Source organism: Serratia sp. 2880STDY5682894 (assembly GCF_001537385.1).
GTDB classification, from domain to species: Bacteria; Pseudomonadota; Gammaproteobacteria; order Enterobacterales; family Enterobacteriaceae; genus Serratia; species Serratia nevei.
The window spans coordinates 59,686-74,048 of the sequence record NZ_FCJA01000007.1 but is presented as its reverse complement, the minus strand read 5'-3'; the positions used below and the strand labels follow the sequence as shown (position 1 = coordinate 74,048).

Here is a 14,363-nt window from a genome sequence, read left to right as displayed (position 1 = left end):
GTATGAAATTCCTGGTTACAGGCGCCGCAGGGTTTATTGGTTATCACGTTGCAGAGCGTTTATTGGCCGCCGGCCATCAGGTTGTAGGCATCGATAACCTGAACGACTATTATGACGTGGGCCTGAAAATGGCTCGTCTGGACAGACTGACGGATAAGCCGGGATTCCGCTTTATCAAGCTGGATTTGGCTGACCGTGAAGGTATGGCGGCATTGTTTGCCGAGCAGCAGTTCCAGCGAGTCATTCATTTGGGTGCTCAAGCCGGCGTACGTTATTCGCTGGTCAACCCGTTGGCTTATGCGGATGCCAACCTGATTGGCCATTTAAACGTTCTGGAAGGCTGCCGTCACAATAAGGTCGAGCATTTACTTTATGCTTCCTCCAGCTCGGTATATGGCCTGAATCGCAAGTTGCCTTTTGCCACGGAAGACAGTGTCGATCATCCGGTGTCATTGTATGCGGCAACCAAAAAAGCCAATGAGCTGATGTCGCACAGTTATTCCCACTTATACGGTCTCCCGACGACCGGACTGCGGTTCTTTACCGTATATGGCCCTTGGGGGCGTCCGGACATGGCGCTGTTCAAATTCACCAAAGCCATATTGGCGGGGGAGAGCATCGACGTATATAACCATGGCGAAATGCATCGCGATTTTACTTACATCGATGATATCGCTGAGGCGATAGTGCGCTTGCAGGCGGTTATTCCGCAGGCAAATCCATCCTGGACCGTTGAACAGGGATCGCCGGCGACCAGTTCTGCTCCGTACCATGTTTATAATATCGGCAATAGCGCTCCCGTAAAACTGATGGAATATATCAGCGCGCTGGAGCAGGCATTGGGGGTCACCGCCCGTAAGAATATGCTGCCGATGCAACCAGGCGATGTGATGGATACCAGTGCGGATACGGAAGAGCTTTATCGTGACATTGGTTTCAAACCGGAAACCGGCGTTGAAGAGGGTGTGAAGCGCTTTGTTGACTGGTATAAGGCATTCTATCAGGTTCAATAATTGGACGAGATTTAATGCGATACAGGGGCCTTAGGGTCCCTTTTTTTTCACTGAAATTTCATGATCGAAGGAAAAGCGAATTAGGATATTTACTAAAAGGATAGGAGGGCGGGTACAGAACGATAAGATTTAAAATGAAAAGGCCCCCCGCAGGGAGCCTTTCAGATACGGACTGAATCGCTATTACAGCAGGAAATCGTCCAGAGATTTACCTTGCTCTTCGATAGCTTTCTTAATCACCGCAGGAGTACGGCCTTGGCCGGTCCAGGTTTTCAGCTCGCCGTTTTCGTCTTTATATTGGTATTTAGCAGGACGTGCTGCACGTTTTGCTTTACCGGCAGCCTTGTTGGCAGCCATGGTTTGCAGCAGCTCATTCGGGTCGATACCGTCAGCAATCAGCATTTCGCGGTATTGCTGCAGCTTACGAGTGCGTTCTTCGATTTCTGCTTGAGCCTGGCTGTCTTCTTCGCGACGTTCGTTCACAACAACTTCCAGTTTCTCGAGCATTTCTTCCAGCGTTTCCAGAGTGCATTCTCTTGCCTGGGCGCGCAGGGTGCGGATGTTGTTCAAAATCTTTAATGCTTCGCTCATTGTCCTAGTCTCAAATTATATTGGTGGGGGGCGTCTCGATAATAATAGAGTGCTCTTTTCTTTTCTGCAATAGCCAAATTGACTTGAATACTCAAATTTACCTTTAAAAAAACCGTTAATCGGATCAGTCCGACAAATAATAGGAAGGCCTGTTAACTATTACCTTCATCGAGCTTAAGTCAAAATTTCAGCAGACAGGCTTTAAAGGGCGCGTGTCGCAAGGCTTTCATCGATAAGTTATCGCCGTAATTTATATCAATATTACAATGGGTTCTGTGGGCTTAATCACGCCATGGCAAGGCAGACATTGTAAACAATAGGGGTATATAGGTAAAGATTGCGTCAGGTAACGTCGGGGCGTCGGCGAAGGCGATTAAATGCCCGTTATTGGCCTCACCTATAAATAGACAGGCGTTCCGCCGCAGCTACAGCGCCTGCGGAGGGGAAAGGGCGGCTATGCATTAATGGGCAAATGCCCGGGGCTAACCATTAGCAAGAATTAATAGTGATGACAGGCATACATTATCCTGTAAATAGCTGTAAAAAGAACATGCCGACAGAACGATATGTTTCGCTTGAAAGCGCATTATTACGGCGAACGCAATATTCTTTCGCTTTGGGCTGAGCCGGGGGGCGGGTTATGGTACACTCACCGTCCTAATCAACATTTGAATATTTCTTATACCATCGGAGTGGCGGGGCCATGGCTCAACTTTATTTTTATTACTCTGCGATGAATGCCGGCAAGTCTACCGCGCTGCTACAGTCTTCATATAACTATCAAGAGCGTGGTATGCGCACGCTGGTGTTCACCGCGGAGATCGATCACCGCTATGGCGTAGGCAAAGTCAGCTCGCGCATCGGGTTATCTTCACAGGCCCAGCTCTATAACAACGACTCAATGCTCTTCGCCATGATTCAGCAAGAGCATCAGCAGCAGCAGGTGCATTGTGTGCTGCTCGATGAAAGCCAGTTCCTGACCAAAGCGCAGGTTGAGCAATTGTGCGATGTGGTGGACCAACTGGACATTCCCGTATTGTGTTACGGCCTGCGCACCGATTTTCTCGGTGAGTTGTTTACCGGCAGCCACTATTTGCTGGCCTGGGCCGATAAGCTGGTGGAATTGAAAACCATCTGTCACTGCGGGCGCAAAGCCAATATGGTGCTGCGACTGGACGAGAATGGCAAAGCGATGCATGCCGGTGAACAGGTGGTGATTGGCGGTAACGAGAGCTATGTCTCCGTCTGCCGCAAGCATTATAAAGAGGCGATTCACTCCCTGGACTAAGGGTGAAAATGCCGCCAGAGCCCGCTGAAGCGTTTTGGCGGCGTGAATCGAAATGCAGCGCCTCAGGCGCAATAAAAAACCCGCCGTTTGGCGGGTTTTTTTTATCGGTTCACGGAACCGTTATTTCTTGGGCTTCTTTACCGCGGCTTTGGCGGCAGCCGGAGCGGCCGCTTCCTCTTCTACCGCTTCGCTGAATTCGCGGCCGTAGAAGGTATCCAGCATGATTTGCTTCAGCTCGGCAATCAGCGGATAGCGTGGGTTGGCGCCGGTACATTGGTCGTCGAATGCATCTTCCGACAGCTTGTCGACTTTCGCCAGGAAGTCCGCTTCCTGCACACCCGCTTCACGGATGGAGGTTGGGATGCCCAACTCGGTTTTCAGCTCGTCCAGCCAGGCCAGCAGTTTCTCAATCTTCTGCGCAGTGCGGTCGCCCGGTGCGCTCAGGCCGAGGTGGTCGGCGATTTCAGCGTAGCGGCGGCGCGCCTGAGGGCGGTCGTACTGGCTGAAGGCCGTCTGCTTGGTCGGGTTGTCGTTCGCGTTGTAGCGAATGACGTTGGAAATCAGCATCGCGTTGGCCAGGCCGTGCGGAATGTGGAACTCCGAACCCAGCTTGTGCGCCATGGAGTGACAGACCCCGAGGAAGGCGTTGGCGAAGGCGATACCGGCGATGGTGGCGGCGTTGTGCACGCGTTCACGGGCAACCGGATTTTTCGCGCCTTCTTTATAGCTGGCCGGCAGATACTCTTTCAACAGTTTCAGCGCTTGCAACGCCTGGCCGTCGGAGTATTCGTTCGCCAGCACCGAAACGTAGGCTTCCAGCGCGTGGGTGACCGCATCCAGACCGCCGAAGGCGCACAGGGATTTCGGCATGTTCATCACTAGGTTGGCATCGACAATTGCCATGTCTGGGGTCAGCGCATAGTCGGCCAACGGGTATTTCTGTCCGGTGGTGTCGTCGGTTACGACGGCAAACGGCGTGACTTCCGAACCGGTGCCTGACGTGGTGGTGATGGCGATCATTTTCGCTTTCACGCCCATTTTCGGGAATTTGTAGATACGCTTGCGGATGTCCATGAAGCGCAGCGCCAGATCCTCGAAGTGGGTTTCAGGATGTTCGTACAGCACCCACATGATTTTGGCGGCGTCCATCGGCGAACCGCCGCCCAGCGCGATGATGACGTCCGGTTTGAAGGAGTTCATCTGCTCTGCGCCCTTGCGCACGATGCTCAGCGTCGGATCGGCTTCCACTTCGAAGAACACTTCGGTTTCGATGCCGTGAGACTTCAGAACCTTGGTGATCTGGTCGGCATAGCCGTTGTTGAACAGGAAACGGTCGGTCACGATGAAGGCGCGTTTTGCCCCGTCGGTCGCCACTTCTTCCAGCGCGATAGGCAGCGAGCCCCGGCGGAAGTAGATCGATTTCGGAAGTTTATGCCACAACATGTTTTCTGCTCGCTTCGCTACAGTTTTCTTGTTGATCAGGTGTTTAGGTCCGACGTTCTCAGAGATGGAGTTACCACCCCAGGAGCCGCAACCCAGCGTCAGCGAAGGCGCGAGTTTGAAGTTATACAGGTCGCCGATACCGCCCTGAGAAGCTGGGGTGTTGATCAGAATACGAGCCGTTTTCATTTTATCGCCGAAGTAGGCGATGCGAGCCGTTTGGTTATCCTGGTCGGTGTACAGGCAGGAGGTGTGGCCGATACCGCCCATGGCGACCAGTTTCTCAGCTTTGGCGACGGCGTCTTCGAAATCTTTGGCCCGGTACATCGCCAGGGTAGGCGACAGTTTTTCATGTGCGAAAGGCTCGGACTCGTCGACCAGCTTCACTTCGCCGATCAGCACTTTGGTGTTGGCCGGCACTTTGATGCCTGCCATCTCGGCGATTTTCGGTGCGGATTGCCCCACGATGGCCGCGTTCAGACCGCCGTTTTTCAGGATGATGTCCTGAACCGCTTTCAGTTCTTTACCCTGTAGCAGATAGCCGCCGTGGGAAGCGAAACGTTCGCGTACCGCATCATAAATAGAGTCGACGACGATGACCGACTGTTCGGAAGCGCAGATAACGCCGCTGTCGAAGGTTTTGGACATCAGGATAGAGGCGACCACGCGCTTGATGTCTGCGGTTTCGTCTACCACGACCGGGGTATTACCGGCACCGACGCCGATGGCAGGCTTGCCGGAGCTGTAGGCGGCCTTCACCATGCCCGGGCCACCGGTGGCCAGGATCAGGTTGATGTCCGGGTGGTGCATCAGCTGGTTGGACAGCTCGACGGTCGGTTGGTCGATCCAACCGATGATGTCTTTTGGCGCGCCGGCGGCGATAGCGGCCTGCAGCACGATATCGGCGGCTTTATTGGTGGCATTCTTCGCACGCGGGTGCGGCGAGAAGATGATGCCGTTACGGGTTTTCAGGCTGATCAGCGCTTTGAAGATCGCGGTAGAAGTTGGGTTGGTGGTAGGAACGATACCGCAAATCAGGCCGATAGGTTCGGCGATGGTGATGGTACCGAAGGTGTCATCTTCAGACAGGATGCCACAGGTTTTTTCGTCTTTATAGGCGTTGTAGATGTACTCGGAAGCGAAGTGGTTTTTGATCACTTTGTCTTCGACGATACCCATTCCGGATTCTTCCACGGCCATTTTGGCCAACGGGATACGGGCATCAGCAGCGGCGAGGGCGGCAGCGCGGAAGATTTTATCCACTTGCTCTTGAGTGAAGTTGGCATATTCGCGCTGGGCTTTTTTGACACGTGCGACAAGCTCGTTCAGTTCAGCGACATTCGTTACAGCCATAATGCTCTCCTGATAATGTTAAACTCTTTCAGTAAATAAGCCGTGCGAGCCACTAGTATAGTCCTAACGGGAATAAACGGTGATGAGAATACCGGGGCTTTCCCGCGTTATTTCTTCGCATGCTGCTGATTTGCTTAAAGAGCTTTACCCTACGCCAGCCGGAGGGGCAGACCGTGAAGAGAACGGTATCGGCGATGTGGCCACCCACTTTGTTCTACTCCCTGCCTACGACTAAGAGCTTACCCACTGTTGGGTAGTTGATTTGTGATCTAAATCATGAAAACTGCAAGCTGACACCTTTCAGCTTGCGGGTGTTGGGAATCATTCTTGATAACTGTGAGCAATGACTCTTTTTTCAACATAAAAAATCAAAAGGCCATACATCACTTTAACAAAGGGCATTTGTTTCGCAGCATAACTTGCTGACAGTCAAAAATGCTGCTCTGGCCGGATGGATTACCCGCGGCAATTCCATTACATTAGCGCGCATAGGCAGCACACCTTTTTATAGTACTTAACGCGGAGCCATCTGTGGGCCAATCTCTGTTGGATCTTTCCGGCTTTATCAAGTTCTTTGTCGGTCTGTTTGCACTGGTCAACCCGGTGGGCATTTTGCCGGTGTTCATCAGCATGACCAGTTATCAGGCGGAAGCGGGGCGCAATAAAACCAACCTGACCGCCAACCTGTCGGTCGCCATCATTCTGTGGACCTCGCTGTTCCTGGGGGAAGGGATCCTGCGGATGTTCGGCATCTCTATCGATTCGTTCCGCATCGCCGGCGGTATTCTGGTGGTGACCATCGCCATGTCGATGATCAGCGGCAAGCTGGGGGAAGACAAACAGAACAAACAGGAGAAGTCGGAGAGCGCGATCCGCGAAAGCATCGGCGTGGTGCCGTTAGCGCTGCCGCTGATGGCGGGGCCGGGGGCGATCAGTTCTACCATCGTGTGGAGCTCCCGTTATCACAACTGGCAAAGCCTGCTCGGTTTTACGGTCGCGATCGCCTTGTTCGCCTTTTGCTGCTGGCTATTGTTCCGCGCCGCGCCGCTGTTGGTGCGTTTGCTGGGGCAGACCGGCATCAACGTGATCACCCGTATCATGGGTCTGCTGCTGATGGCGCTCGGCATCGAGTTTATCGTTACCGGCATTAAGGCGATATTCCCCGGCCTGTTGTAATACGCCTTGTTTAGCCGCGCACCTTTCGCGTTAGCGCGGCTAAAATTAATTTTAAAGTTTAAATTATTTATTGGCTCGCATTATTATAGTGCACAGGATGAATAAAATTTATGCGGTTGCACTCTTATGTTGCATAAATCTCATGTTGTTGCTCAAAAAAAACGCTAAGCGTTATTTCAATCACTTTTCCTCCCCCATTTCTGCCCATTTCGCCCCCGCTAAACGGTCACGCTGTTGTTAAATTAGTCACATCATTCTGTGGGGCTTGTCTCACTTTCATCCAGGTGTTATTAGTGATTAACCGCACATAGGCAGGTGTTTGTTCTTTGAATGGTTAGATTGTTAACTGAATGTTTCTTTTTGCAGCGGTGAGATCGTGCTGATGGTTTCAATTGAAATGAATGTGGTTTTTTTGTCTTTAAAATCATGCTGATGATCTCGATTTTTCCTGCCTTCCATCTTGGTGGCCGGATTGGGCTTCGTGCGATAAAAGAGAATTGCTTAACATTTTCGTAAAATTTATTGGCTATGGAATTTGGCTTCTGCTAATTTCCGAGCAACTTTCCCGTGGTCAATTAACTGAAATGCGCCACAAAAACGGGAATGATTTTTGCTGGTATCCGTTTATTTAGAATTCTTATAAACACTTCACAAACTTCGATAAGCGATGCTTGTCGGTGAAAAGGAGCCTCGATTATGCAGCAAACCCTGAAGCGTACTTCTTTGACCTTGTTGATTAGCGGCGCGCTGGGCGCCGGCGCCGTAAATAGCAGTTTGGCGGCAGAGGTTCCGGCCGGCGTCCAATTGGCGCAGCAGCAGAATATTGTGATCAACAACGGTAGCGAAGTGGCTTCATTGGATCCGCATAAGGTCGAGGGCGTCCCGGAAAGCAATATCATTCTTAACCTGCTGGAAGGGCTGGTGAGCACCGACGCCAACGGGCATGTGGTGCCGGCGGCGGCGACAAGCTGGGAAAACCAGAATTATCAGCAGTGGACCTTCCACCTGCGCCCCGGCGCGGTGTGGAGCGACGGCAGCCCGGTGACCGCGCAAGACTTCGTCTACAGCTGGCAGCGTCTGGCCGATCCGAAAATCGCTTCGCCCTATGCCAGCTACCTGCAATACACCAAAGTCGAGAATATCGACGACATCCTGACCGGGAAGAAGAGCCCGCAGACCCTCGGCGTTAAGGCGCTGGACGACCAGACGCTGCAGGTGACCCTGAGCGAACCGGTGCCGTATTTCATCAGCATGCTGAGCCACACGTCGCTCAAACCGGTGAAACGGGCGGTGGTGGAGAAATTCGGCGATAAATGGACGCTGCCCGCCAACTATGTCGGCAACGGCGCTTACCGCCTGAAAGAGTGGGTGGTGAACGAGCGCATTGTGCTGGAGCGCAGCCCGAGCTACTGGAACAACAAGCAAACGGTGATCAATCAGGCGACCTTCCTGCCGATTACCTCGGAGGTCAGCGACGTCAACCGCTTCCGCAGCGGCGAGATCGACATCACCAACAGCGCCATTCCGCCGTACCTGTACGTCAAGATGAAACGCGAAATGCCCGAGCAGTTGCACGTTAACCCTTATCTGTGCACCTTCTATTACGAGCTCAATAACAAGCGGGCGCCGTTCACCGATCCGCGCGTGCGTACGGCGGTGAAGATGACGCTGGATCGCGACATTATCGCCAACAAGATCATGGGCCAGGGGCAAATCCCGGCCTACAGCTTCACGCCAACCTTCACGGAAGGCGCCAGCTTCACTCAGCCTGCGTGGGCCGGCTGGAGTCAGGAGCAACGCAACGCCGAAGCCAGGAAACTGCTGGCGGAAGCGGGCTACAGCGACGCCAAGCCGCTGAAGTTCTCGCTGCTGTACAACACCTCCGATCAAAACAAACAACAGGCGATCGCTGCCGCGTCGATGTGGAAGAAGAACCTGGGCGCCGAGGTCACGCTGCGCAACCAGGAATGGAAAACTTCGCTGGAGAGCCGCCATCAGGGGCAATACGACGTGGCGCGTGCCACCTGGTGCGGGGATTACAACGAACCCAGCGCGTTCCTGAACCTGGTTCTGTCCAACAGCAGCATCAATACCGTGTTCTACAAGAGCCCGGCGTTCGACGCCATCATGGCCGCCACGCTGAAGGCGCCGGATGAGGCCGCGCGCGCCGCGCTCTATCAGCAGGCGGAAGCGCAGCTGGACAAAGACTCCGCGTTGGTCCCGGTTTATTACCGCGTCAGCGCGCGTTTGATCAAGCCGACGGTGGGTGGGTTCACCGGCAAAGATCCGCTGGACTATACCGACGTTAAAAATCTTTACATTATCAATCAGTAAAGGGGTATTCCTCACGCCGAGGGGCAGGGGAATATAGGGAAGGCCGGCCGCCGCATTCGTTCCGCGGCGGCGGGAAAACAAAGTCCGCTTACGGGCAACGCGGGTTCCACGAAGAGCCTGTGATAATAAAAAACTGGAGTCGATAAGTATGACCAACATCACGAAGAAAACGCTCATTGCCGCTGGCGTCATCGCCGCGCTGGGTATCACAGCAACCACCAGCGCTTTCGCCGCTGACGTCCCGGCGGGCGTGCAGCTGGCCGACAAGCAAGAAATCGTCAAAAACAACGGTTCCGAAGTGCAGTCGCTGGATCCGCACAAGATCGAGGGCGTGCCGGAAAACAACGTCACGCGCGACCTGATGGAAGGCCTGGCGAACAACAGCCCGGACGGTTCCATCGTGCCAGGCGTCGCGGAAAGCTGGGATAACAAGGATTTCAAAGTCTGGACCTTCCACCTGCGTAAAGACGCAAAATGGTCCAACGGCAAGCCGGTGACGGCGCAAGATTTCGTCTACAGCTGGCAGCGCGTGGTGGATCCGAAAACCGCGTCGCCTTACGCCAGCTACCTGCAGTACGCCCATGTGGAAAACGTCGATGACATCATCGCCGGTAAAAAAGACAAGTCGACGCTGGGCGTGAAGGCCATCGACGACCACACCTTCCAGGTGACCCTGAGCGAGCCGGTGCCTTATCTGGTTGAAATGACCCCGCACTACGCCATGAAGCCGGTTTACAAAGACGCGGTAGAGAAGTTTGGCGAGAAGTGGACGCTGCCGGCCAACTACGTCAGCAACGGCGCTTACAAACTGAAAGACTGGATTGTCAACGAACGCATCGTACTGGAACGCAACCCGGAATATTGGGATAACGCCAAAACCATCATCAATAAAGTGACGTTCCTGCCTATTTCGTCGGAAGTGACCGACGTTAACCGCTACCGCACCGGTGAAATCGACATGACCTACAACAACATGCCGATCGAACTGTTCCAGAAGCTGAAGAAAGAGATCCCGAAAGAGGTGCATGTCGATCCTTACCTGTGCACCTATTACTACGAAATCAACAACCAGAAGGCGCCGTTCACCGATGCGCGCGTGCGTGAAGCGCTGAAGCTGGGCATGGACCGCGACATCATCGTCAACAAGGTGAAAAACCAGGGCGACCTGCCGGCCTACAGCTTTACGCCGCCATACACCGACGGTGCCAAGCTGACCGCACCGGAGTGGTTCGGCTGGACGCAGGAAAAACGCAACGAAGTGGCGAAGAAACTGCTGGCCGACGCCGGCTACGGCCCGGGCAAACCGCTGACCTTCTCCCTGTTGTACAACACCTCCGATCTGCACAAGAAGCTGGCGATCGCCGCGGCCTCCATCTGGAAGAAAAACCTGGGCGTGGACGTGAAGCTGGTGAACCAGGAGTGGAAAACCTTCCTGGATACCCGTCATCAGGGCACCTATGACGTGGCGCGCGCCGGCTGGTGTGCCGACTACAACGAGCCGAGCTCGTTCCTGAACATGATGCTGTCCGACAGCAGCAGTAACACCCCGCACTACAAGAGCGCCGAGTTCGACAAGCTGATGGCCAACGTGTTGACCGCGAAGACCAAAGACGAGCGCGCCGAGCTGTATCAGAAAGCGGAAGTTCAGCTGGACAAAGATTCCGCCATCGTTCCGCTGTATTACTATGTGAACGCCCGTTTGGTGAAACCTTACGTCGGTGGTTACACCGGCAAAGACCCGCTTGATAACGTGTACGACAAAAACCTGTACATCATCAAGCATTGATACGGTAAGAGCCGGCGGCGCAGGCCGCCGGCCCATGTTGAGAATAATAAGCCGTCATCAGGCTGTCGCACAGGGTTAGGGCAATGCTTAAATTTATACTTCGTCGCTTGTTGGAAGCGATCCCGACACTATTTATCCTTATCACCATCTCATTCTTCATGATGCGCCTGGCACCCGGCAGTCCATTTACCGGGGAACGCGCATTGCCGCCGGAAGTTATGGCGAACATCGAAGCCAAATATCATTTGAACGACCCGATCTGGAAACAGTACGGTCATTATCTGGCGCAGCTTGCGCAGGGAGACTTCGGCCCGTCCTTTAAATACAAGGACTATTCGGTGAACGATCTGGTCGCCAGCTCTTTCCCGGTGTCCGCCAAACTCGGCCTGGCCGCGTTTCTGCTGGCGGTGGTGCTGGGGGTGAGCGCAGGCGTGATTGCCGCGCTGAATCAGAACACCAAATGGGACTACACGGTGATGGGGTTCGCCATGACCGGGGTGGTGATACCCAGTTTCGTGGTGGCGCCGCTGCTGGTGCTGATCTTCGCCATCACGCTGAAATGGCTGCCGGGCGGTGGCTGGAACGGCGGCGCGCCTAAATTCATCATCCTGCCGATGGTGGCGCTGTCGCTGGCCTATATCGCCAGCATCGCCCGTATCACGCGTGGCTCGATGATTGAAGTGCTGCACTCCAACTTCATCCGTACCGCGCGCGCCAAAGGCTTGCCGATGCGTCGCATCATTTTCCGCCACGCGCTGAAGCCGGCGCTGCTGCCGGTGCTGTCCTACATGGGGCCGGCGTTCGTCGGTATCATCACCGGATCGATGGTGATCGAAACCATCTACGGTCTGCCGGGGATCGGCCAGCTGTTCGTTAACGGCGCGCTGAACCGCGACTACTCCCTGGTGCTGAGCCTGACCATTCTGGTGGGCGCCCTGACCATTCTGTTCAACGCGATCGTCGATGTGCTGTATGCGGTCATCGATCCGAAAATCCGTTATTAATCTGGAGCACGCGAATGATGTTGACTAAAAAGAACAGCGAAGCTCTGGAAAACTTCAGCGAGAAGCTGGAAGTGGAAGGGCGCAGCCTGTGGCAAGACGCGCGTCGGCGCTTTATGCACAACCGCGCGGCGGTCAGCAGCCTGTTTATTCTGGTGCTGATCACGCTGTTTGTGGCGCTGGCGCCGATGCTGTCGCAGTTTGCCTACGACGATACCGACTGGGCGATGATGTCCGCCGCCCCAAGCGTGGAATCGGGGCACTATTTCGGCACTGACTCCTCCGGGCGCGATCTGCTGGTGCGCGTGGCGATCGGCGGGCGCATCTCGCTGATGGTCGGCGTGGCGGCGGCGCTGGTGGCGGTGGTGGTGGGCACCCTGTACGGCGCAATGTCCGGCTATCTGGGCGGCAAGGTCGACTCGGTGATGATGCGCCTGCTGGAGATCCTCAACTCCTTCCCGTTCATGTTCTTCGTGATCCTGCTGGTGACCTTCTTCGGCCAGAACATCCTGCTCATCTTCGTGGCGATCGGCATGGTGTCGTGGCTGGATATGGCGCGTATCGTGCGCGGCCAAACCCTCGGCCTGAAGCGTAAGGAATTCATCGAAGCGGCGCTGGTGTGCGGCGTCTCCACGCGCAATATCGTGCTGCGCCATATCGTGCCGAACGTGCTCGGCGTGGTGGTGGTGTATGCGTCGCTGCTGGTGCCGAGCATGATCCTGTTCGAATCCTTCCTCAGTTTCCTGGGGCTGGGCACGCAGGAGCCGCTCAGCAGCTGGGGCGCATTGCTCAGCGACGGCGCCAACTCAATGGAAGTTTCACCGTGGTTGCTGCTGTTCCCGGCGGGTTTCCTGGTTGTCACTCTGTTCTGTTTCAACTTTATCGGCGATGGCCTGCGTGACGCCCTCGACCCGAAAGATCGTTAAGGAGTGCAATCATGAGCACCATTGAACATCCTCAACTGCAAACCGGCGCCGGGGTCAAAACGTCGCCGCTGCTGGACGTGAAAGACCTGCGCGTCACGTTCTCCACCCCGGACGGCGACGTGACGGCGGTGAACGATCTGAACTTCGACCTGCGCGCCGGGGAAACGCTGGGCATCGTCGGTGAGTCCGGCTCCGGTAAATCGCAGACAGCGTTCGCTCTGATGGGCCTGCTGGCCAGCAATGGCCGCATCGGCGGCTCGGCCAAATTCAACGGCCGTGAAATCCTCAACCTGCCGGAAAATCAGCTCAACAAGCTGCGGGCCGAAGAGATCTCGATGATCTTCCAGGACCCGATGACCTCGCTCAACCCTTATATGCGCGTTGGCGAACAGCTGATGGAAGTGCTGATGCTGCATAAGAAAATGAGCAAAAGCGAAGCCTTTGAAGAGTCGGTACGCATGCTCGACGCGGTGAAAATGCCGGAAGCGCGCAAGCGCATGCGCATGTATCCGCATGAGTTTTCCGGCGGCATGCGCCAGCGCGTGATGATCGCCATGGCGCTGCTGTGTCGGCCAAAGCTGCTGATTGCCGACGAACCGACCACCGCGCTGGACGTGACCGTTCAGGCGCAGATCATGACGCTGCTCAACGAGCTGAAGCGCGAGTTCAACACCGCCATCATCATGATCACCCACGACCTGGGCGTGGTGGCCGGCATCTGCAACAAGGTGCTGGTAATGTACGCCGGCCGCACCATGGAATACGGCAGTGCGCGCGAGGTGTTCTACCAGCCGAGCCACCCGTACTCTATCGGTCTGTTGAACGCGGTGCCGCGTCTCGATGCCGAAGGCGAAGCGTTGCTGACCATTCCCGGCAACCCGCCGAACCTGCTGCGGTTGCCGAAAGGCTGCCCGTTCCAGCCGCGCTGTCCGTACGCCATGGAGCAGTGCGCGAGCGCTCCGCCGTTGGAGCAATTTGGGGAAGGGCGCCTGCGCGCCTGCTTTAAACCGGTGGAGGCGTTGGTATGACAGCGGTAACCGACAAGAAAGTGCTGCTCGAAGTGGCCGATCTGAAAGTGCACTTCGACATTCATGACGATAAACAGTGGTTCTGGCAGCCGCCGAAAACCCTGAAAGCGGTCGATGGCGTCACGCTGCGGCTGTTCGAGGGGGAAACCCTGGGCGTGGTCGGCGAATCCGGCTGCGGCAAATCCACCTTCGCGCGCGCCATCATCGGCCTGGTGAAAGCCACCAGCGGGCGCGTCGCCTGGCTGGGGAAAGATCTGCTGGGCATGAGCGACGCCGACTGGCGCAAAACCCGCAGCGATATCCAGATGATCTTCCAGGATCCGCTGGCTTCGCTCAACCCGCGCATGACCATCGGCGAGATCATCGCCGAGCCGCTGCGCACCTACTACCCGAAAATGCCGCGTCAGGAAGTGAAGGACAAGGTCAA

At 55.3% G+C, this 14,363-nt stretch carries 11 protein-coding genes; 9 read left to right on the top strand and 2 right to left on the bottom strand.

The window, feature by feature from the left end; translation table 11 throughout:
* Positions 1–2 precede the first annotated feature (2 nt).
* Entirely contained in the window at positions 3–1,013 is a 1,011-nt protein-coding gene (locus AWX27_RS16580) for an NAD-dependent epimerase (RefSeq protein ID WP_060423814.1), read from the top strand.
* Between the two features lie 183 nt (positions 1,014–1,196).
* On the opposite strand, the gene hns is transcribed toward AWX27_RS16580, so the two are convergent.
* Positions 1,197–1,604 (bottom strand): histone-like nucleoid-structuring protein H-NS, encoded by a 408-nt coding sequence (gene hns / locus AWX27_RS16575; RefSeq protein ID WP_004932170.1) that lies wholly within the window; start codon positions 1,602–1,604, stop codon positions 1,197–1,199.
* A 703-nt stretch (positions 1,605–2,307) separates the two neighbouring features.
* Between hns and AWX27_RS16570 the strand changes: the two genes are divergently transcribed.
* Positions 2,308–2,892 (top strand): thymidine kinase, encoded by a 585-nt coding sequence (locus tag AWX27_RS16570; RefSeq protein WP_060423810.1) that lies wholly within the window; start codon positions 2,308–2,310, stop codon positions 2,890–2,892.
* 120 nt (positions 2,893–3,012) lie between these two features.
* Here the strand turns inward: AWX27_RS16570 and adhE are convergent, their stop codons facing one another.
* On the bottom strand, positions 3,013–5,685 hold the full coding sequence (gene adhE, locus AWX27_RS16565) for a bifunctional acetaldehyde-CoA/alcohol dehydrogenase (RefSeq protein WP_033634787.1): 2,673 nt from the start codon (positions 5,683–5,685) through the stop codon (positions 3,013–3,015).
* A gap of 531 nt (positions 5,686–6,216) precedes the next feature.
* Here adhE and AWX27_RS16560 point away from each other — a divergent pair.
* From AWX27_RS16560 to AWX27_RS16530, 7 genes are all read left to right on the top strand, one after another.
* Positions 6,217–6,861, top strand: a complete 645-nt coding sequence (locus AWX27_RS16560; RefSeq protein WP_015378089.1) for a YchE family NAAT transporter — start codon at positions 6,217–6,219, stop codon at positions 6,859–6,861.
* 696 nt (positions 6,862–7,557) lie between these two features.
* A complete protein-coding gene (locus tag AWX27_RS16555) occupies positions 7,558–9,195 on the top strand; it encodes an ABC transporter substrate-binding protein (protein ID WP_060423807.1) in 1,638 nt (545 codons plus the stop codon).
* Between the two features lie 148 nt (positions 9,196–9,343).
* Entirely contained in the window at positions 9,344–10,981 is a 1,638-nt protein-coding gene (oppA, locus tag AWX27_RS16550; RefSeq protein WP_049199093.1) for an oligopeptide ABC transporter substrate-binding protein OppA, read from the top strand.
* Between the two features lie 83 nt (positions 10,982–11,064).
* Positions 11,065–11,985: an oligopeptide ABC transporter permease OppB gene (oppB, locus tag AWX27_RS16545; protein ID WP_004932150.1), complete on the top strand. Its 921-nt coding sequence runs from the start codon at positions 11,065–11,067 to the stop codon at positions 11,983–11,985.
* 14 nt (positions 11,986–11,999) lie between these two features.
* Entirely contained in the window at positions 12,000–12,908 is a 909-nt protein-coding gene (gene oppC / locus AWX27_RS16540) for an oligopeptide ABC transporter permease OppC (RefSeq protein WP_049199092.1), read from the top strand.
* An 11-nt stretch (positions 12,909–12,919) separates the two neighbouring features.
* Positions 12,920–13,936, top strand: coding sequence for an ABC transporter ATP-binding protein (locus AWX27_RS16535; RefSeq protein ID WP_033634782.1), 1,017 nt, complete (start codon positions 12,920–12,922; stop codon positions 13,934–13,936).
* Positions 13,933–14,363, top strand: a 431-nt coding sequence (locus tag AWX27_RS16530; RefSeq protein ID WP_156428565.1) for an ATP-binding cassette domain-containing protein, incomplete at its 3' end; no start/stop codon positions are given. The genes AWX27_RS16535 and AWX27_RS16530, both read left to right, overlap by 4 nt.

Bases quoted from the DNA above. Each gene is read 5' to 3' on its own strand.
- AWX27_RS16580 (WP_060423814.1), top strand. From the start codon at position 3: ATGAAATTCCTGGTTACAGGCGCCGCAGGGTTTATTGGTTATCACGTT.
- hns (WP_004932170.1), bottom strand. From the start codon at position 1,604: ATGAGCGAAGCATTAAAGATTTTGAACAACATCCGCACCCTGCGCGCC.
- AWX27_RS16570 (WP_060423810.1), top strand. From the start codon at position 2,308: ATGGCTCAACTTTATTTTTATTACTCTGCGATGAATGCCGGCAAGTCT.
- adhE (WP_033634787.1), bottom strand. From the start codon at position 5,685: ATGGCTGTAACGAATGTCGCTGAACTGAACGAGCTTGTCGCACGTGTC.
- AWX27_RS16555 (WP_060423807.1), top strand. From the start codon at position 7,558: ATGCAGCAAACCCTGAAGCGTACTTCTTTGACCTTGTTGATTAGCGGC.
- oppA (WP_049199093.1), top strand. From the start codon at position 9,344: ATGACCAACATCACGAAGAAAACGCTCATTGCCGCTGGCGTCATCGCC.
- oppB (WP_004932150.1), top strand. From the start codon at position 11,065: ATGCTTAAATTTATACTTCGTCGCTTGTTGGAAGCGATCCCGACACTA.
- oppC (WP_049199092.1), top strand. From the start codon at position 12,000: ATGATGTTGACTAAAAAGAACAGCGAAGCTCTGGAAAACTTCAGCGAG.
- AWX27_RS16535 (WP_033634782.1), top strand. From the start codon at position 12,920: ATGAGCACCATTGAACATCCTCAACTGCAAACCGGCGCCGGGGTCAAA.